Source organism: Microbacterium sp. 5K110, assembly GCF_005774735.1.
GTDB lineage: Bacteria > Actinomycetota > Actinomycetes > Actinomycetales > Microbacteriaceae > Microbacterium.
This window is the reverse complement of the sequence record NZ_VBUM01000005.1, coordinates 20907-38747: the sequence shown is the minus strand read 5'-3', so window position 1 is coordinate 38747 and position 17841 is coordinate 20907. Positions and strand designations below refer to the sequence as shown.

The 17841-nt window shown below is 70.8% G+C and carries 17 protein-coding genes and 1 tRNA gene; 11 read left to right on the top strand and 7 right to left on the bottom strand.

Annotated elements, in window-relative coordinates; translation table 11 throughout:
- Positions 1 to 37 precede the first annotated feature (37 nt).
- Genes FE256_RS02670 through FE256_RS02660 form a run of 3 tightly spaced genes read left to right on the top strand, consistent with a single transcriptional unit; the run spans position 38 to position 3026 of the window.
- Positions 38 to 1420 carry a M24 family metallopeptidase gene (locus FE256_RS02670; protein ID WP_138172685.1) on the top strand — a complete coding sequence of 461 codons (1383 nt, stop codon included), beginning with the start codon at positions 38 to 40 and terminating at the stop codon, positions 1418 to 1420.
- Positions 1420 to 2325, top strand: a complete 906-nt coding sequence (locus FE256_RS02665; protein WP_138172684.1) for an NAD(P)-dependent oxidoreductase — start codon at positions 1420 to 1422, stop codon at positions 2323 to 2325. The genes FE256_RS02670 and FE256_RS02665 overlap by 1 nt, the downstream gene beginning before the upstream one ends.
- Complete coding sequence (locus FE256_RS02660; RefSeq protein ID WP_138172683.1) at positions 2322 to 3026, top strand: SDR family NAD(P)-dependent oxidoreductase; 705 nt, start codon at positions 2322 to 2324, stop codon at positions 3024 to 3026. The genes FE256_RS02665 and FE256_RS02660 overlap by 4 nt, the downstream gene beginning before the upstream one ends.
- Here the strand turns inward: FE256_RS02660 and FE256_RS02655 are convergent.
- Together FE256_RS02655 and FE256_RS02650 are read right to left on the bottom strand one after the other, a co-directional pair.
- Positions 3019 to 3702 carry a GntR family transcriptional regulator gene (locus FE256_RS02655; protein ID WP_138172731.1) on the bottom strand — a complete coding sequence of 228 codons (684 nt, stop codon included), beginning with the start codon at positions 3700 to 3702 and terminating at the stop codon, positions 3019 to 3021. The genes FE256_RS02660 and FE256_RS02655 overlap by 8 nt on opposite strands.
- Entirely contained in the window at positions 3699 to 4223 is a 525-nt protein-coding gene (locus FE256_RS02650) for a VOC family protein (RefSeq protein ID WP_138172682.1), read from the bottom strand. The genes FE256_RS02655 and FE256_RS02650 overlap by 4 nt, the downstream gene beginning before the upstream one ends.
- Before the next feature lie 149 nt (positions 4224 to 4372).
- Between FE256_RS02650 and FE256_RS02645 the strand changes: the two genes are divergently transcribed.
- The 3 genes from FE256_RS02645 to FE256_RS02635 all read left to right on the top strand — a co-directional run bounded on the left by FE256_RS02645 (position 4373) and on the right by FE256_RS02635 (position 8655).
- A complete protein-coding gene (locus FE256_RS02645) occupies positions 4373 to 6562 on the top strand; it encodes an alpha-ketoacid dehydrogenase subunit alpha/beta (protein ID WP_138172681.1) in 2190 nt (729 codons plus the stop codon).
- Positions 6562 to 7911: a 2-oxo acid dehydrogenase subunit E2 gene (locus FE256_RS02640; RefSeq protein WP_138172680.1), complete on the top strand. Its 1350-nt coding sequence runs from the start codon at positions 6562 to 6564 to the stop codon at positions 7909 to 7911. The genes FE256_RS02645 and FE256_RS02640 overlap by 1 nt, the downstream gene beginning before the upstream one ends.
- 102 nt (positions 7912 to 8013) lie before the next feature.
- Positions 8014 to 8655: an NAD(P)-dependent oxidoreductase gene (locus FE256_RS02635; RefSeq protein ID WP_138172678.1), complete on the top strand. Its 642-nt coding sequence runs from the start codon at positions 8014 to 8016 to the stop codon at positions 8653 to 8655.
- A gap of 55 nt (positions 8656 to 8710) precedes the next feature.
- On the opposite strand, the gene FE256_RS02630 is transcribed toward FE256_RS02635, so the two are convergent.
- Together FE256_RS02630 and FE256_RS02625 are read right to left on the bottom strand one after the other, a co-directional pair.
- Positions 8711 to 10033 (bottom strand): DUF4032 domain-containing protein, encoded by a 1323-nt coding sequence (locus FE256_RS02630; RefSeq protein WP_138172676.1) that lies wholly within the window; start codon positions 10031 to 10033, stop codon positions 8711 to 8713.
- A gap of 71 nt (positions 10034 to 10104) precedes the next feature.
- The gene (locus FE256_RS02625) at positions 10105 to 11208 is read right to left on the bottom strand and encodes an ABC transporter ATP-binding protein (protein WP_138172674.1); all 1104 of its coding nucleotides are present in this window, start codon (positions 11206 to 11208) and stop codon (positions 10105 to 10107) included.
- Between the two features lie 213 nt (positions 11209 to 11421).
- Between FE256_RS02625 and FE256_RS02620 the strand changes: the two genes are divergently transcribed.
- Both FE256_RS02620 and FE256_RS02615 read left to right on the top strand, forming a co-directional pair.
- Positions 11422 to 12375 (top strand): DsbA family protein, encoded by a 954-nt coding sequence (locus tag FE256_RS02620; RefSeq protein ID WP_138172673.1) that lies wholly within the window; start codon positions 11422 to 11424, stop codon positions 12373 to 12375.
- 43 nt (positions 12376 to 12418) lie between these two features.
- Positions 12419 to 12491: transfer RNA gene (locus FE256_RS02615), tRNA-Thr, on the top strand.
- A gap of 24 nt (positions 12492 to 12515) precedes the next feature.
- Here FE256_RS02615 and FE256_RS02610 read toward each other — a convergent pair.
- Complete coding sequence (locus FE256_RS02610; RefSeq protein ID WP_138172671.1) at positions 12516 to 14423, bottom strand: amylosucrase; 1908 nt, start codon at positions 14421 to 14423, stop codon at positions 12516 to 12518.
- A gap of 83 nt (positions 14424 to 14506) precedes the next feature.
- On the opposite strand from FE256_RS02610, the gene FE256_RS02605 reads away from it, so the two are divergent.
- Positions 14507 to 15451: a DMT family transporter gene (locus tag FE256_RS02605; protein WP_138172669.1), complete on the top strand. Its 945-nt coding sequence runs from the start codon at positions 14507 to 14509 to the stop codon at positions 15449 to 15451.
- Between the two features lie 59 nt (positions 15452 to 15510).
- On the opposite strand, the gene FE256_RS02600 is transcribed toward FE256_RS02605, so the two are convergent.
- The gene (locus FE256_RS02600; protein ID WP_252370876.1) at positions 15511 to 16080 is read right to left on the bottom strand and encodes a nitroreductase family protein; all 570 of its coding nucleotides are present in this window, start codon (positions 16078 to 16080) and stop codon (positions 15511 to 15513) included.
- A complete protein-coding gene (gene msrB / locus FE256_RS02595) occupies positions 16077 to 16484 on the bottom strand; it encodes a peptide-methionine (R)-S-oxide reductase MsrB (protein WP_138172667.1) in 408 nt (135 codons plus the stop codon). Before msrB ends, FE256_RS02600 begins: the two co-directional genes overlap by 4 nt.
- A gap of 73 nt (positions 16485 to 16557) precedes the next feature.
- On the opposite strand from msrB, the gene FE256_RS02590 reads away from it, so the two are divergent.
- Complete coding sequence (locus FE256_RS02590) at positions 16558 to 17550, top strand: DUF2332 domain-containing protein (RefSeq protein ID WP_252370875.1); 993 nt, start codon at positions 16558 to 16560, stop codon at positions 17548 to 17550.
- 9 nt (positions 17551 to 17559) lie between these two features.
- Positions 17560 to 17814 carry a DUF3263 domain-containing protein gene (locus FE256_RS02585; protein ID WP_138172664.1) on the top strand — a complete coding sequence of 85 codons (255 nt, stop codon included), beginning with the start codon at positions 17560 to 17562 and terminating at the stop codon, positions 17812 to 17814.
- Positions 17815 to 17841 lie beyond the last annotated feature (27 nt).

The window sequence follows — 17841 nt, the reverse complement described above, 5'->3', positions numbered from 1 at the left end:
ATCCCATCGGAATCCCTCAGGCATCAGGAAGGCCATCATGAAGAACACCGGAACCACGGGCACCAACGGCGTCGACTGGGAGGCGCGCGTCGACTTCGACCGCCTCCGCGACGACCGCCTCGCGCGAGTGAAGGCGGAGCTGGAGCGCTCGGACCTCGGCGCGGTTCTCGCGTTCGACTTCTCCAACATCCGTTACATGACCGCCACCCACATCGGCACGTGGGCGATGGACAAGCTGATCCGCTTCAGCCTGCTCACCCGCAACACCGATCCGATCTCGTGGGACTTCGGCTCGGCGGCCAAGCACCACGCGCTGTACAACCCGTGGCTCGACGTCACCTCGTCGGAGATGGATGCCGATCCGCACGCGCCGCACGAGGGCACCACGCGCCCGCGGCTCGAGTCGGGGGCCCGGGCCGGCATCTCCACCCTGCGCGGTGCGTTCCCGCCGGATGCCGGGATCGCCGAGGAGGTCGCCCGAAAGATCAAGCGCGAGCTGGAGAAGTTCGGCGTCGCCGATCAGCCCCTCGGTGTCGACGTCATCGAACTGCCGATCCTGTTCGCCCTGCAGAAGGTCGGCATTCAGGTGGTCGATGGCCAGCAGGTGTTCATGGAGGCGCGGCGCATCAAGACCGGCGACGAGATCCGGCTCCTGACCCAGGCGGCCTCGATGGTCGATGCGGCGTACGAGGAGCTGTACCGGTTCCTGCGCCCGGGCGTCCGGGAGAACGAGGCGGTCGGGCTCGTCGCCAAGACGCTGTACGACCTCGGCTCCGAGTACGTCGAGGGTGTCAACGCCATCTCCGGAGAACGCTGCTCTCCGCACCCGCACGTGTTCTCGGACCGTCTGATCCGTCCCGGCGACCCCGCGTTCTTCGACATCCTGCACAGCTGGAACGGCTACCGCACGTGCTACTACCGCACGTTCGCGGTGGGGTCGGCGAGCACGAAGCAGAGGGACGCGTACACCCGGGCCCGGGAGTACATGGATCGGGCGATCGCGCTCGTGCGTCCCGGCGCGACGACCGCCGACATCGTCTCGGTGTGGCCGACGGCCCAGGAGTTCGGCTTCGCCGACGAAGAGGCGGCGTTCGCTCTCCAGTACGGGCACGGCGTGGGCCTGTCGATCTGGGAGAAGCCGATCTTCTCGCGGCTGGTCTCCTTCGATCACCCCGAGGAGCTCAAGGAGGGCATGGTCTTCGCCCTCGAGACGTACTGGCCCTCCGCCGACGGGTGGGGCGCGGCGCGCATCGAGGAAGAGGTCGTCGTCACCGCCACCGGGTGCGAAGTGATCACGAAGTTCCCGGCGGAGGAGCTGCTGATCGCCGGTCCCCGGTACATCGCCGTCGGCGGTCCGCTGAACAACCAGCGCGACTCGCAGTCGCACCTGAACACGACCTGGGGTCGCGGGGAGGCGTGATGGCGTCGGTCGGCTTCCTCGGCCTCGGTTCGATGGGGGCGGCGCTCGCGCGGCGCCTCGTCGACGCCGGGCACCGCGTCCACGTCTGGAACCGCTCGCGCGGGCCGGTCGACGACCTCGTCGCCGCGGGAGCCGTCCCGTGCGCGACGCCCGGCGAGGCGCTTGCGCACGACGTGTCGTTCTCGATGCTCGCGGATGACACCGCCGCCCTGGCCGTGCTGGATGCCGAGGCCGTGGCATCCACGACCGGCGGTGTCCATGTGAACCTGGCGTCGATCAGTCCGGCCGCCGCGGTCGAGTTGCAGCGCAGGTTCGCGGGGGTGGGTGCGCGCTACGTCGCCGCCCCGGTGCTCGGGCGGCCCGCGGTGGCCGCCGAGGGGCGGCTGAACATCCTCGTGGCGGGGGAGTCCGCGGTCGTCGCCGAGGTCGAGCCCTACCTGCAGCTGTTCGCCGCGCGCCTGTGGCCCCTGGGCGAGGAGCCGTCGACGGCGAACGCGGTCAAGATCGCCGTGAACTACGACATCATCCACGCCATCCAGGCGATGGGCGAATCGGTCGCGCTCGTGGAGGCGCGGGGCGTCGACCCCGCACTGTTCATCGAGATCCTGACCTCGACGCTGTTCGCCGGTGTCGTCTACAGCGGCTACGGCGGAATGATCGCGCGGCAGTCCTACGACCCGCCCGGGTTCGACGTCGCCCTCGGCGCCAAGGACCTGCGGCTGAGCGCCGAGATCGCGGCCGAGTCCGGCGTGTACTTGCCCACGCTCTCGGCGCTGACGGCGGTGTTCGATCGCGCACTCGCCGAACCGGACCTCGCACGCCTCGATTGGGGAGCGGCGGCCGAAGTCACCCGGCGGGGGCTCCTGTCGGCATCCGAGAACGAACGAGAAGGAGGTGCGGCATGAGCCGCAGGTATCTGGTGGTGGGCGGCACGTCCGGGATCGGACGCGAGATCGTCGCGTCGCTCGCCGCGGACGGCCACGAGGTGACGCTCACGGGTCGCGATCCGATCGCCGCCCAGGCGATTGCCGAAGAGATCGGACCGAACGTCCGCGGGATCGCGGTCGACATCTCGGAGCCGGAGGACATCGCCCCCGCGCTCGCCGGCGTCGGCGAACTCGACGGCCTCGTGCTCGCCGCGATCGAGCGCGACGCGAACACCGTGCGCGACTACGACATCGCCCGCGCCCGGCGCCTGGTGACTCTCAAGCTCGTGGGGTACACCGAGACCGTGCACACGCTGCTGGACCGGCTCGTGCCCGCGCGCTCGACCGGCATCGTGCTCTTCGGCGGCCGGGCGAAGGACGCGCCGTACCCCGGGTCGATCACGGTCTCGACCATCAACGGCGGCGTCGAGGGGCTCACGACGGCCCTCGCGCTCGAACTCGCCCCGCTGCGCGTCAACGCGCTGCACCCGGGCATCATCGGCGACAGTCCGTTCTGGGCCGGGAAGCCCGCGGGGGTCCTCGAGGGCTACTCGTCCCGCACGCCTGGCGGCGAGCTCGCGACGATGAGGGACGTGGTGGATGCCACCCGCTTCCTCCTGCACAACGAGGGCATCTCCGCGACCAACCTCTACGTCGACCGCGGGTGGCGCATCACCTGACGATCGCCGCGTCGCCGAAGATCTCGGGATGCCGCTCGAGCTCGATGCGCGTGCGGCGGATGTGCCGTTCCAGCACGTGCGCGGCCTCTTCGGCGTCGCCGCGGCGGAGTGCCGCGACGAGAAGTCGGTGGTCATGGTGCGCGGAGCCATCGTGTCGCACGTGCGCCGCGCCCACGAACGCCCTCCGGTAGTGGTGCGTGCGGTTCCACAGGCCCCGGACCGTGTCGCCGAGCATGACCGTCTGCGTGGGGGCGTACGTGGCGAAGTGGAACTCCCGATCCAGCCGCAGGAAGTCCTCGGCATCCGCCCGCTCCATGTGCGTGGCGAGGTCGTGGAGCAGGTCGAGATCGTTCGGGGTCAGCAGCGGCGCGCTCATCACGAGCAGCACCGGCTCGATGCGCTCGCGGACGAGGTAGAGCTCCTCGCATTCGGCGAGGGTCAGCCGCGACACCCACGCACCGGAGTTCGCGACGAGCGTGACGAGTCCCTCGGCCTCGAGGATGCGCAGGGCCTCGCGCACGGGGATGCGGCTCGTGGTGTGCCGTGCCGCGAGGTCCTCCTGGCGGATGCGGGTGCCCGGGGGATGGATGCCGCGCAGGATCTCCCCGCGGAGAGTGTCGGCGATCCCGGACCCGGCGCGGCCGTGGTCGCGGGCGACGGGGAGCACGCCGGTCATTCGGCGGGCCTTGCCGGATGCCACAGCAGCGTCGTCGCGTCGCGCTCGTACGCCTTGCCCTCGGGGAAGCTCACGAGCTCGAACTGCATCCCCCAAGGGGCCCGGAAGTAGATCCATCGCTGGCCGGCTGACGCCGCGCCGCTGACGACCGGGTCGCCCATGACCTCGACGCCGTGCGCGCGCAAGTACGCGACCGCGGCGTCGAGGTCGTCCACGTACAGGGCGAGGTGGTGACCGCCGATGTCGCTGTTGCGCGGGGGCGGGGCCTGTCCGTCGGCGGCGTCGTACGCGAAGACCTCGAGGTTCGTGCCGTTGCCGAGGCGGTAGAACCGGATCTCGCGGATGCGCGTACGCGGGTGCACGCCCAGCTGCCGCGTCATCCAGTCGCCTTCGCCCGCGCGGCCCGGGAGGGTGTACACCGGCTCGGCGCCCAGGACGCCCACCAGGAACGCTTCGGCCTCGTCGAGGTCGGGGACGGTGACGCCGATGTGATCGCTGCCGCGCAGACCGGGAAGTGCCATGGCCGTTCCTCCATTGGATCCATTGGCGCCTCTAGAGGTGCCCGTTATCAGTATCTCGCCACAAGGATGCCTTGTATTGGAGACAATCCGATCGTACAGTGATGATGAACATCCTGTATAGGTAGACGCAACGACGCGTGAGGAGCGACATGGCCAAGCGGAAACGGCTGAACACCGGTGTCGAGTGGGTGCAGCTGGAGACGACCGCCGCGGACTGGAAGGCCGCCGACCCGGAACTGCTCGGGACGATGCTCGGTCAGCTGCATCTCATCCGGGCCTTCGAGGAGGCGGTGCTCGACCTCGCGGGCGCGGGTCTCGTCCACGGTCCCGCGCACTCCAGCATCGGCCAGGAGGGCGGCGCCGTTGGGTCCATCGTCGGGTTGCGGGCCACCGACGCCGTCAACGGCTCCCACCGCGGGCACCACCAGTTCCTCGCCAAGACGCTCGAGTACGCCTCGGGCGGCGTGCTGGACCCGAACGCCCTCGTCACCCCCGACGTGCAGACGCTCCTCGACCGGACGCTGTCCGAGATCCTGGGCCTGGCGTCAGGCTTCTCCGGTGGCCGCGGCGGATCCATGCACCTGCAGTGGCTCGAGGCCGGAGCACTGGGCACGAACGCGATCGTCGGCGGCGGGGCGCCGCTGGCCACCGGTCACGCGTGGGCGCAGAAGCACGCCGGCACCTCGGACGTCTCGATCAACTACTTCGGTGACGGGTCCAGCCAGATCGGCTCGGTCCTGGAGTCGATGAATCTCGCGTCGACGTGGAAGCTGCCGGTGGCGTTCTTCATCGAGAACAACCTCTACGCGGTGTCGACCCGCGCTGACGAGGCGAGCGCCGACACCCGCTTCTCGGTGCGCGGTCAGGGCTTCTCGATCCCCGCCTGGCGGGTCGACGGCATGGACCCGCTCGCGGTGCACCTCGCGATGGGCGAGGCGCTCGAGCGGATGCGGGCCGGCGACGGTCCCGCGATCGTCGAGGCCGAGGTCTATCGCTTCTTCCACCAGAACGGCCCGTACCCGGGAAGCGCGTTCGGCTACCGGACCAAGGACGAAGAGGGGCAGTGGCGGGCGCGCGATCCGCTCGAGCGGATGGCCTCCGAGATGCGCCGCCTCGGGCTCCTCGACGACGCCGAGGCGCAGGCCGTGCGCGCGCAGGCCGTCGCCGCCGTCGCGACATCGGTCGCGGCCGTCGTGGAGCCCGACCCCGAGCGCCCCGGACGTCGTCGCATCCGTCCCGAGCTGTGGCCCGACCCGGCCGTCGTCGACACCGGCATCCGGGGCGACGCGTCCGAACTGGCCGCGCTCTCGGCCGCGGAACCGGCGCGGTGGACCGGCCCGTGGCGCGACGTGAAGTTCGTCGACGCCGTCGCGCAGACCATGGACCGGCGCATGGAGACCGACCCGCGCATCGTCGTGCTCGGTGAGGACGTGCATCGCCTGGGCGGCGGAACCAACGGCGCGACCAAGGGCCTGGTCGAGAAGTACGGCCCGGAGCGCGTCATCGGCACCCCCATCAGCGAGAACGGCTTCTTCGGTGCGGCGGGCGGCATGGCGATGGACGGGCGCTTCCGCCCCGTCGTGGAGTTCATGTACCCCGACTTCATGTGGGTGGCCGCCGACCAGGTGTTCAACCAGGTCGGCAAGGCCCGGCACATGTTCGGCGACAACAACACCGTGCCGCTCGTGCTGCGCACGAAGATCGCCATGGGTTCGGGGTACGGCTCGCAGCACCTCATGGATCCGGCGGGCATCTTCGCCACCCAGGCGGGCTGGCGCATCGTGGCCGCCTCGAACGCGGCGGACTACGTCGGTCTCATGAACGCCGCCCTGGCGCTCGAGGACCCCGTGCTGGTCATCGAGCACGTCGACCTGTACGGCACGCCCGACCGCGTGCCCGACACCGACCTCGACTACGTCATCCCGCCGGGCAGCGCCGCGATCCGCCGCGAGGGCGACGACGTCACGGTGCTGACCTACCTGTCGATGGTCGGACACACCCTCGAAGCCGTCGAGCAGACCGGGACGGATGCCGAGGTGATCGACCTGCGGTGGTTGGACCGGGCCTCGCTGGACTGGGACACCATCGGCGAGAGCATCCGCAAGACCAACGCTGTCCTCATCGTCGAACAGGGCTCACGCGGTCCGTCCTACGGGGGCTGGCTCGCGGACGAGATCCAGCGCCGGTTCTTCGACTGGCTGGACCAGCCGGTCGAGCGCGTCACGGGCGGCGAGGCGAGTCCGAGCATCTCGAAGGTCCTCGAGCGGGCGGCCATCGCCCGCACCGAAGAGGTCGTCGCGGGACTGGAGCGCGTGCGCGCCGCGGGAGGGATGAACTGATGGCCGTCGTCGTGCGGATGCCCGAGATCGCCACGGGAGCGGCAGAAGCCGCCATCCAGAGCTGGCTGGTCGAGGTCGGCAGCCCCGTGAAGGCGGGGCAGGCGATCGTCGAGATCGAGACCGAGAAGGCCGTCGTCGAGTACGAAGCCGAACGCGCCGGCGTCCTCGCCGGCATCCTGCTCCCCGCCGGGGATGCCGCCGCCGTCGGCGTGCCGATCGCGGTCCTCGCCGAAGAGGGGGAGAGCCTCGAGTCGGCGCTCGCCTCCGCCGGCGGAGGCTCCGGGGCACAGGAGGCCGCGATCGCCGCCGCTCCCGAGGAGGCCGCGGACGCCGCCGCCGCGGTGGCCGGACCCGCTGCCGCGCCTGCGGACGCGGACGCGCCCGCCGCTGCGGTGACCGGGCCCGCTTCCGCGCCTGCGGACGCGGACGCGGAGCAGCGCCTCTTCGCCTCGCCCCTGGTGCGGCGTCTCGCGCGCGAGCGCGGGGTCGACCTCGCGGACGTTCCCGGGTCGGGGCCGCGCGGCCGCGTCGTCCGCCGCGACCTGGACGCGTGGACGCAAGCGCGCGACGAGCGGCATCCGGATGCCGAGACGCCCACCGTCGCCCCGGCTCCGGTCGCGCCCGCCGAGGCCGCACCCGCTCCGACTGCTCCCGTCCCGGCCGGTGCCGCGTACGAGGACGTGCCGCACACCGGTATGCGCCGCGCGATCGCCCGACGGCTCACCGAGTCCAAGGCGACCGTCCCGCACTTCTACCTGCAGGCCGACTGCCGCGTCGATGCCCTGCTGGAACTGCGCGCGCGGATCAACGAGGGGCGCGAGCAGCGCATCTCCGTCAACGACCTCGTCGTCAAGGCGGTCGCCGGCGCGATGCGGGACGTTCCCGAGGCGAACGCCATCTGGACTGCGGATGCCACCCGGCGCTTCGCGAACGCTGACATCGCCGTGGCCGTCTCGGTTCCCGGCGGGCTGCTCACCCCCGTGGTGCGGCAGGCCGATCGTCTCTCGATCGGCGAGCTCGCCACCACCGTCCGCGATCTCGCCGAGCGGGCGCGGGAGGGGCGTCTGAAGCAGAACGAGCTCGAGGGCGGCTCGTTCGCGGTGTCGAACCTCGGGATGTACGGCACGACGTCGTTCTCGGCGATCATCAACCCGCCGCACGCCGGCATCCTCGCCGTGGGTGCCGCGACCCGGCGGCCGGTCGTCGATGCCGACGGCTCGCTCACCGCCGCGACGGTGATGTCGGTGACGCTGTCGGCCGACCACCGCGTCCTGGACGGCGCGCTGGCGGCGCAGTGGCTCGCGGCGTTCGTTGCGAGGATCGAGAATCCGCTGCAGATCCTGCTATGAATCACCCCGGATCTGGACGCACCGTTTCGCAACGGTGCGGGGAACCGGCACGCTGGGAGGATACGTCCGCGACCGTCCGCGGACCGGAGGAGAGGAACGCCCGTGCCCCGTATCGCCGTCATCGGAGGAACCGGCTACGCCGGTAGCCACATCGTCGCCGAAGCCGTCCAGCGCGGCCACACCGTCGTCTCGGTCGCCCGCTCGGTGCCCGCGGAGCGCGTGGAGGGGGCCACCTACATCGAGGGCACCGTCCTGGACATCCCCGGTCTGGTCGCCGAGCTCGAGGGTGTCGACGTCGTGGTGTCGGCCGTGGCTCCGCGCGGCGACATGCTCGGACAGCTCCGTCCCGCGATCGCCGACCTGGCATCCGTCCTGCCCGAGAACGTGCGACTGGGAGTCGTCGGCGGTGCGGGCGGATCGCTCGTCGCCGAGGGCGGGCCGCGCGTGATCGACACCGAGGGCTTCACCGAGGAGTACAAGCCCGAGGCGCGGGAAGCCATCGGCATCCTCGAGGACCTGCAGGCCGACACCTCGGGCCGCGACTGGTTCTACGTGCACCCCGCCGGTGGGTTCGGCGCCTGGGCGCCGGGCGAGCGCACCGGCTCCTACCGCGACGGCGGGCACGTGCTCGTCGTCGACGACCAGGGCGACTCGTTCATCTCGGGCGCCGATTTCGCCGTCGCCGTGCTCGACGAGATCGAGAACCCGCGCCACTCGCGCGACAACTTCGCCGTCGGCTACTGACACCACGCACGAAGGCGCCGCTTCCGGGTTCCGGGGCGGCGCCTTCGTCGTTCGTTCAGACCAGGTCGCGCCAGTCGACGACGTCGGTGTCGGTCGTGGGCACTTCTCCCGTCGCCGGGGCCGCGGCATCCGAGATCGTCGCGAGCGACATCGTGTCGGTCGGCGGGCCCATGACCGTCGCCTCGTCGCGGCGGTGGCTGAGCACATCGTCGATGTACGAGGTGACGACCTCGGCCAGGGGGACGGACCGGCCGCGCGCTTGCGACATGTACCAGCGGTGTTCGAGCACCTGGTGGAAGACCTCGGCGGGTTCGAGCTTGGCGCGGAGGTCGAAGGGGATCGCCATGACGATGGGTTCGAACACGCGCGTCAGCCACTCGTGCGCGACCATCTCCTCGTCGGCGCCGAGGCGGGACACGCGCGCGCGGAATTCGTCGAGGTCGTTCAGCAGACGGCGGGCCTGGTTCTCCTCCACGTCGAGTCCGGTCAGACGGAGCAGGCGACGCTGGTGATGGCCGGCGTCGACGACCTTGGGCTGGATGGAGACGCGCGTTCCGTCGCCGGTGGTCTGGATCGACATCTCACCGATGTCGAATCCCAGGGCGTTCAAGCGGTGCACCCGCTCGGTGATGCGCCACGACTCGTCGACGCCGAACGTCTCCTTGTCGGTGAGGGCGCCCCACAGCGAGTGGTACGACGACACCAGGCCGTCGGCGATCGCCACGGCATCCACCCCGCCCTCGAGGCGTCCACCGGCCTCGAGGTCCATGATCTCGCCGGCGATGTTGGTGCGCGCGATGTCGAGGTCGTGCGCGCGCTGCCCCGGGGTCAGACGGTTGCCGTGCAGCTCACCGGTCTCGGCATCCACGAGGTAGGCGGCGAACTCGCCCGCATCGCGACGGAAAAGGGTGTTGGACAGCGACACGTCGCCCCAGTAGAACCCCACGTTGTGCAGGCGCACGAGGAGCACTGCCAGCGCGTCGACCAGGCGCGTGGCCGTGTGCGGACGCAGCACCTGGGTGAACAGTGCGCGATAGGGGAGCGAGAAGCGCAAGTGGGCGGTGACCAGGGCCGCGGGCAAGGGGCGGCCCGAGGCATCCGTGCGTCCCGCGATCACGGCGACGCGGTCGACGCACGGGGCGTCCAGACGGTCGAGGTTGCCGAGCATGTCGTACTCGCGACGCGCCATCTCTTCGGTGGTCTCTTTGATGGCGACCACGCGTCCGGACAGGTTCGCGAAACGCACGAGGTGGCGGGAGATGCCCTTGGGGAGGGCCACGATGTGCGAGCTCGGCCACTCGGCGAGACCGGTCGACCACGGCAGTTGCAGAAGCCCCGGGTCTACGGTGCTGGCGGTGATGCTGAGGGATTCGGCCACGGTTCCTCCGGGAAAACGGGTGCGGCGCGGGGAGTCGTCGAAGACTCCCCGCGCCGCGACGGTGCGTTGGATCAGGCCGAAGCGATGGCCTTGTCGGTGAGGCGCTCGCCCGACTCGAGGTCGAACACGTGCACGTGACCGGGGACCGGTGCCAGCACGACCGTCTCGCCCGCGTTCGGGTGACGGCGGCCGTCGACGCGCGCGACGATGTCGGTGCGCTTGCCGTTGATCTCGGTGTGGCCGTAGAGGTAGCCGTCGGCGCCGAGCTCCTCGACGAGGTCGACGACGACCGACAGGCCGCGGCCGTCGGCCGGGGCGACCTGGATGTCCTCGGGGCGGACACCGATGGTGACCTCGCTGCCGTGCGCCTTTCCGATGACGTCGGCCTCGACGGGGACGACGAGGTCGCCGAAGCGCACGCCGCCCTCGGCCAGGTCGACCGTGAAGAGGTTCATCGCGGGCGAGCCGATGAAGCCGGCGACGAAGACGTTCTTCGGCTTCTCGTACAGGTCGCGCGGGGTGCCGACCTGCTGGAGCAGACCGTCCTTGAGCACCGCGATGCGGTCGCCCATGGTGAGGGCCTCGGTCTGGTCGTGCGTGACGTAGACCGTGGTGACACCGAGGCGGCGCTGCAGCGACGCGATCTGGGTGCGGGTCTGGACGCGGAGCTTGGCGTCGAGGTTCGACAGCGGCTCGTCCATGAGGAACACCTGGGGCTGACGCACGATCGCGCGACCCATGGCGACGCGCTGACGCTGACCACCCGAGAGGGCCTTCGGCTTACGGGTCAGGTACTCCTCGAGGTCGAGGAGCTTGGCGGCCTCGAGCACACGGGCAGCGCGCTCTTCCTTGCCGACACCGGCGATCTTCAGGGCGAAGCCCATGTTCTCGGCGACGGTCATGTGGGGGTACAGCGCGTAGTTCTGGAAGACCATCGCGATGTCGCGGTCCTTCGGCGGCACGTCGGTGACGTCACGGTCACCGATGAGGATGCGGCCGGAGTTGACCTCTTCGAGGCCGGCGAGCATGCGCAGCGACGTGGACTTACCGCAGCCCGAGGGGCCGACGAGAACGAGGAACTCGCCGTCGGCGACTTCGAGGTTCAGATTGTCGACCGCGGCACGAGTGCCACCGGGGTACAGGCGGGTTGCGTTGTCAAAGGTGACGGACGCCATTTCTTCTTCTCCTTCACCGGCAGGTACGTGCCGGACGATCCGTAGTGAATGGAATGAACGGGGGCGACCCCGAGCGCGCACGACGTTGGGCGCAGGGTCAGTATGCCATGCGTCTGGGCATTTCTCAGCCAGGCTTACTACCATCGGTGCTCGTTCGCCTACCCGTGCGTTCCCATCATCGTCAGCGGTTTCCGTCCGCGCCCGAGAGGTCCCATGTCCAACGACCAGACGCCGAATCTGCCCGCCGAAAGCGCTCGCCGTGAGGCTGTGCGCGAGAAGGCGCAGCAGGTGAAGGCCCGGCAAACGCGGGCGCGCATCGTCCGCCGATCGCTGGTGGCGATCGGAGCGGTCGCGGTCGTCGCGGTCGGTGCCGCGGGCGTCGGCTACGCCCTGTCGTCGCGGGACACGCGGTCGCAGGCGCTCCCGGATGCCGCCTCCAACGACGGTTTCGTCGTCACCGCCGCGACCGGCATCGCCGACCCGCTGGCCGACCAGACCGTCGACGGCAACGCCTCCGCCATGGCCGCCGAGGCCACTCCCACCGCGACCCCCACGCCGGCGCCCACGACGACGGCGGCTCCCGTCGACATCCGCGTGTACGTCGACTACCTCTCCACCGAGGCGCGCGAGTTCCAGCTGGCCAACGCCGAGCAGCTCTCCAAGTGGGTGTCGCAGGATGCCGCATCCCTGACGTACTACCCGGTGGCGATGCTCACCTCGAAGTCGAACGGCACGAAGTACAGCCTCCGCGCCGCCGGTGCCGCCGCCTGTGTCGCGACTCACGCGTCCGACAAGTTCTTCGTGTTCAACCACGAACTGCTCGTGAACCAGCCCGCGGTGGACTCCGACGGCTACAGCGACGAGAAGCTCGCCGACATGGCGCAGGGCGCCGGCGTCGGCGACCCCGACACGGTGCGCTCGTGCATCGAGGACGAGACGTTCACGTCGTGGGCGAAGGCGGCCACCGACCGCGCGATCAAGGGGCTGCCCGACACCAAGGGTCAGGCGCTCACCGCGACTCCGACCGTGCTGGTCAACGGCACCCCTTACGTGGGACGAATGGACGACCCCAAGGAGTTCGCCCAGTTCGTGCTCACCGTCGACAGCAACGCCTACTACTCCACGGCTACGCCCACCCCGACGCCGACCGCGACACCCGCGGGCTGACCGCTCCGAACGACGCCCCGAGCGTCGATAGACTGGCGGTCCCGCCGGCTTGGCGCAATTGGTAGCGCACCGTACTTGTAATACGGGGGTTGCAGGTTCAAGTCCTGTAGCCGGCACTTCGGGCGAGTGATCCTGGTGGATCAGCGCATTCCCACCCGCAACCACAACACCCCGTGCGCGGGGAGCGTCAGCCCGCCGGCCAGCGCGACGGGCCGTCCGGCAATGAGGTCGACGGCATCCGGTTCGAGGCCCGACAGGGTCAGGGCGTCGATCTCGACCGCGTGATCGGCGACGTTCGCCAGCACGAGCACCGCCGCGCCCGCGTCACCGGGGCGAAGGAACGCCACGGCCGAGTCGACGTGGGCGTCGAAGGCGATGAGCTCGTTGCCCGCCAGCTCGGGGGTTCCTCGGCGGACGTCGATCAGGCGGGTCAGCCGCGTGAAGACGCGGCCGGCGGCTGTCGTGGCATCCGTCCGGTCGGCGTAGTTCTGCTCGGGGCGGTGCGGGCGGTGCACCCACCGGCTGTCGCCGGCCTCGGCGGGATCATCGCGGTACGAGTAGTCGTTGAGCTGCGCGACCTCGTCGCCCAGGTAGAGCAGGGGGATGCCGCCGGTGGACAGGGCCAGGGCGTGCGCGAGGATCATGCGGTCCTCGCCACCCGCATCTCCGGCCTCGATCCCCGCGAGGGACGCCGTGGTTCCGGTGATGCGGGCGTCGCCGGTGCGCGCGTTCTCCTGGAACGGCACGCCGCGCGAGAACGACCCTTCGACGCGACCGACGTAGAAGTCGTTGAGGAAGCGCCGGTGCGGGTACCCCTGGATGCCGAGCTCGGCGGCATCCTCGTCGGCGAACGTCCAGCCGATGTCGTCGTGACTGCGGACGTAGGTGACCCACGCCGTCCCCTCGGGGAGCGCGTGGCGCCGTTCGAGCGCCTGCTGAAGGAGTCGCCCGTCGCGCGTCGCGAGCGCTTCCCACGTCAGCGCCATCTGCAGCGGGTTGTACGACAGCTGGCATTCCTCGGGTGAGATGTACGAGATCACCTCGTCGGGGTGAACGATCGCCTCCGACTTGAACAGCAGGCTCGGCGCCGCCATGCGCAGCACCGCGTTGAACGCCTGCAGGAGGAGGTGCGCCTCGGGCAGCGACTCGCACGCCGTGCCCAGGCGCTTCCAGATGAACGCCACGGCATCCATGCGCAGGATCTCGACGCCCTGATTGGCGAGGAAGAGCATCTCGCCGGCCATGGCCTCGAACACCGCGGGGTTGGCGTAGTTGAGGTCCCACTGGAAGTGGTAGAACGTGGCCCAGATCCAGCGCCCGTCGGGCAGCTGCACGAACGAGCCGGAGTGGTCGTCGGGGAAGATCTCGCGGGTGGTCTGCTCGTACGCGTCGGGCATTTCGCGGTCGGGGTAGATGAGGTAGAAGTCTTCGTACCCCGCCTCGCCGACGACGGCCTTGCGGGCCCACTCGTGCTCATTGCTGGTGTGGTTGAAGATGAAGTCGACGACGAGCGAGATCCCCGCGTGACGGAGTTCTCCGGCCAGCTCGGCGAGCTCCTCCATCGTGCCGAGAGCCGCGTTCACCCGGCGGTAGCTCGACACCGCGTAGCCGCCGTCGCTGTTGCCCTCGGGGCTCTCGAAGAGCGGCATGAGGTGCAGGTACGTCAGCCCGAGCTCGCGGAAGTACGGGATGGAGTCCCGGATGCCGCTGAGCCCGCCGGCGTACCGATCGACATAGCAGACACCGCCCAGCATCCCCTCGCCCTCGAACCAGTCGGGTGCGCTCGCCCGTTCACGGTCGACCGCCTTGAGCTCCTCGGGGCGTTCGGTCCACGACCGACGGGCGAGATCGACGACGGATGCCAAGCGCTCGAGGCCGTCGGGCCGGTCGCCGTAGAGGCGGCGGAAGAGGTCGTGCAGTCGGGGGAGGTGCACCTCGACGCCGGCGAGGAACTCGCGGTCGGCGTGCGACGCGGTGAGCTGGGCGAGGATTCCGGTCACGTCGTCGGAGCCGGCGTTGAGGTGAGGCACGGGGAAAGCCTCGCGCATCGGGCTCAGTCGGTCCGTACGGCGCGCGGAGCCGTACGATCGACGACGGCCCCGTCTCCCCGCGGTGCCGAGGAAGAGGAACCATGACTCAGCGCCGATCACCGGGGATCGCCGTCGTCGGAGCCGTGCTGATCGGGTCGCTGACAGCGTTGCAGGCCCGCATCAACGGTTCTCTCGGTGCCGAGATCGGCGACGGTATTCTCGCCGGCGCGATCTCGTTCGGCTCGGGCCTGGTCATCATGATCGTGCTCACCGCGGTGCTACCGGCTGGGCGGGCCGGGTTCCGTCGCCTGATCGCCGGCCTGGGAGACCGCACGGTCCCGGTGTGGATGGTGCTCGGCGGCGCTGCCGGAGCGTTCACCGTCGCCAGCCAGGGTCTCGCCGTCGCGACGGTCGGCGTCGCCCTGTTCACCGTGGGTTTCGTCGCCGGGCAGACGACGGGCGGTCTGCTGCTCGACAGGTTCGGCTACGGACCCGGGGGAGTGGTGCCCGTCACCATCCGTCGAGTCGTCGGGGCGCTTCTGGCGCTCGCCGGTGTGGCCGTGTGCCTGGCGGGGGTGCGGGTCGGCGGCATCCCTCTGTGGATGCTCATCGTCCCGGTCATCGCCGGCGCAGGCGTCGCGTGGCAGCAGGGCACCAACGGCCGCTTGCGCGTGCGGGTGCAGAGCCCGCTGGCTGCGACCCTCGTGAACTTCGCGGGAGGGACGGCCGTGCTCGTCGTCGCGGTGGCCGTGCACATCGCCCTCGTCGGCCCGCCGCGCGCGGCCCCGACCGATCCGTGGCTGTACCTCGGCGGCGCTCTGGGTGTCGTGTACATCTTCTTGTCGTCCGTCATCGTGCAGCGCACGGGCGTCCTCGTACTGGGACTCGGGTCGGTGGTCGGGCTGCTCAGCACGTCCGTGCTCCTCGACGCCCTGTGGCCCGCGCCCGCGGCCCCCTCAACCGGCGTCGCCGTCCTCGCCGCCTCGGTCGCCATCGCGGGTGTCGTCGTTGCGGCGGTCCCGTGGCGCCGTTCGCGCCGAGCCTGAACCGCATACACGACGAAGCGCCGCCGCGGTGCGAACCGGCGGCGGCGCTTCGGACGGGATCAGAGGCGCGCTTCGTCGGCCTTGCGACGCTTCTTGCCTCCCGGCATCCGCGAGATGTGCTTCGCGGCATCCACGGTCTTGCGTCGGGTGGGGCGGGACCGCACGGGCTTGCCCCCGACGTACAGCCAGCCGAGCAGGACCTCGCCCTTGCTCAGGCCGTGCGCCTTGGCGAGGGCCTTGCTGCGCGTGTTGTCGTCGGTGCGCCAGAACACGCCGAACCCGGCCTCGTCGAGCGCGAGGCTCAGCATATGAGCGACGCCCGAGGCCACCGCCTCCTGCTCCCACGCGGGGATCTTCTTCGACGAGACATCGGCGACGACGGCGATGATGAGCGGCGCGCGACGCGGCTTGGACGACAGGCCCTTCTTGCCGTCCGCCTTGTTCAGGGCGCGGGCGAGCACGTCGCGATCGGCACCGCGGATCTCGATGATCCGCCACGGCCGGAGCGACTTGTGGTCGGCGACGCGTCCTGCCGCGGCGACGAAGGCCTCGAGCTCGGGCCCCGTGGGGGCCTCGTCGGTGACTTTCGACCACGACCGGCGGTCGCGCATCGCTTCGAGCGCGCTCATGCCTCGTCGACGGGGGTGAAGCTCAGCGAGAGCGAGTTCATGCAGTACCGGTCGCCGGTGGGCGTGCCGAAGCCGTCGGGGAACACGTGGCCGAGGTGGGAGCCGCAGTTGGCGCACCGCACCTCGGTGCGCTGCATACCGTGGCTGTTGTCCTCGATCAGCTCGACCGCCTCGGGGCGCACCGACTCGTAGAAGCTCGGCCACCCGCAGTGCGAGTCGAACTTGGTGCCGCTCTGGAACAGCTCGGAGCCGCAGGCGGCGCAGGTGTAGAGGCCGGCGCGGCTTTCGTCGAGCAGCTCACCGGTCCAGGCGCGCTCGGTGCCGGCCTGTCGCAGGACGGCGTACTGCTCGGGGCTGAGTTCGGCCCGCCACTGGTCGTCGGACTTTTCGACGGCGTAGGTCATGGATGGTCTCCTTCGTCCCGTCCATTCTCTCCCGTCCAGGCTCGGCGATGCCCGTCGCGGCATAATCACCGGGGTGGACCAGGATGCCGTGACCGCCGTCGTCGACCGCTACACCCGCTTCGCCCGCGACGAGGCGCCCGGTCGCTCGCGGGTCTACGAGGAGTGGGCTCTGCGGGTCGCCGCGGATGGGGCCGTGGCATCCGTCCTCGCGCGCATCCCGGACACGCACCGCCAACCGCCGCTGGTGTTCGCGGTCCTCCGCCTGCTCGGAGCGCCGATGCAGACGGGGGACGTTTGGGCGGGATGGGTCGTCGCGAACGCGGACGCGATCGTCGCCGAGTGCGGGCGGCGGAGCATTCAGACCAACGAGCCGCTGCGCTGCGCGGCCTTGCTCCCGGCGCTGTCGCTCATCGACGGGCCGATCGCCCTCCTCGAGATCGGCGCGAGCGCCGGGTTGTGCCTCTACCCCGACCGGTACTCGTACCGGTTCCGCTCGGCCGACGGCGCGGCGACGCACCTCGACCCCGGGGACGGACGCAGTGCCGTGGTGCTCGACTGCGACGTCGAGGGGGAGCCGCCGCTGCGCCTGCCCGAGGTCGTGTGGCGCGCCGGCATCGACCTGCAACCGCTCGACGCCCGCGACCCCGAGGACCGTGCGTGGCTCACCGGCCTGGTCTGGCCGGGGGAGCAGGGGCGTCTGGAGCGCATCTCGGCGGCCCTCGACATCGCCGCCGCCGATCCTCCGGTGCTCGTCGCCGGCGACGGAGCCGAGGCCCTGCCCGCGCTGGCCGCGCGGGCGCCGCGCGATGCGACGCTCGTGGTGACCACCCCGGGCGTCTTCGCCCACGTCCCCCGCCGCCACCGCGGGGCGGTGATCTCTGCCGCGCGCTCCGCCGGCCGGTGGGTGACCTTGGATGCCGCGGGCCTCCACGACGCGTGGAACCGCCCTCCGGTTCTGCGGCCCGGCGGCTTCGCCCTCGCGCTCGACGGCGACGTCCTCGCGAGCGTCGATCCTCTCGGGGCCTGGGTGGCGTGGCATCCCGCATCGGCGCAACGCGCGCAGTAGCGTGACGACGTGCCTCTTTCGGACCGTGACCGCGCCTTCCTCGCCTTCGAGGCCGAGTGGCGCCGGCACGGCGGGGCCAAGGAAGAGGCGATCCGGGCCGAGTTCGACCTCGCTCCCGCCCGGTACTACCAGTTGCTGGGGCGTCTGCTCGACGACCCCGAGGCGCTGGCCCACGACCCGATGCTCGTCCGGCGGCTCCGTCGGCGCCGTGACGACGCCGCGCAGCAGCACCGCGCCCGGCTCGGCCGCGCCGCCGCCCGGTGACGGGCGTTCGGATACCGACCGGTAGCA

What these genes read in the sequence shown, in the direction of transcription:
- FE256_RS02670 (WP_138172685.1), top strand. Translation starts at nt 38, where the DNA reads ATGAAGAACACCGGAACCACGGGCACCAACGGCGTCGACTGGGAGGCG.
- FE256_RS02665 (WP_138172684.1), top strand. Translation starts at nt 1,420, where the DNA reads ATGGCGTCGGTCGGCTTCCTCGGCCTCGGTTCGATGGGGGCGGCGCTC.
- FE256_RS02660 (WP_138172683.1), top strand. Translation starts at nt 2,322, where the DNA reads ATGAGCCGCAGGTATCTGGTGGTGGGCGGCACGTCCGGGATCGGACGC.
- FE256_RS02655 (WP_138172731.1), bottom strand. Translation starts at nt 3,702, where the DNA reads ATGACCGGCGTGCTCCCCGTCGCCCGCGACCACGGCCGCGCCGGGTCC.
- FE256_RS02650 (WP_138172682.1), bottom strand. Translation starts at nt 4,223, where the DNA reads ATGGCACTTCCCGGTCTGCGCGGCAGCGATCACATCGGCGTCACCGTC.
- FE256_RS02645 (WP_138172681.1), top strand. Translation starts at nt 4,373, where the DNA reads ATGGCCAAGCGGAAACGGCTGAACACCGGTGTCGAGTGGGTGCAGCTG.
- FE256_RS02640 (WP_138172680.1), top strand. Translation starts at nt 6,562, where the DNA reads ATGGCCGTCGTCGTGCGGATGCCCGAGATCGCCACGGGAGCGGCAGAA.
- FE256_RS02625 (WP_138172674.1), bottom strand. Translation starts at nt 11,208, where the DNA reads ATGGCGTCCGTCACCTTTGACAACGCAACCCGCCTGTACCCCGGTGGC.
- FE256_RS02620 (WP_138172673.1), top strand. Translation starts at nt 11,422, where the DNA reads ATGTCCAACGACCAGACGCCGAATCTGCCCGCCGAAAGCGCTCGCCGT.
- FE256_RS02610 (WP_138172671.1), bottom strand. Translation starts at nt 14,423, where the DNA reads ATGCGCGAGGCTTTCCCCGTGCCTCACCTCAACGCCGGCTCCGACGAC.
- FE256_RS02605 (WP_138172669.1), top strand. Translation starts at nt 14,507, where the DNA reads ATGACTCAGCGCCGATCACCGGGGATCGCCGTCGTCGGAGCCGTGCTG.
- FE256_RS02600 (WP_252370876.1), bottom strand. Translation starts at nt 16,080, where the DNA reads ATGAGCGCGCTCGAAGCGATGCGCGACCGCCGGTCGTGGTCGAAAGTC.
- msrB (WP_138172667.1), bottom strand. Translation starts at nt 16,484, where the DNA reads ATGACCTACGCCGTCGAAAAGTCCGACGACCAGTGGCGGGCCGAACTC.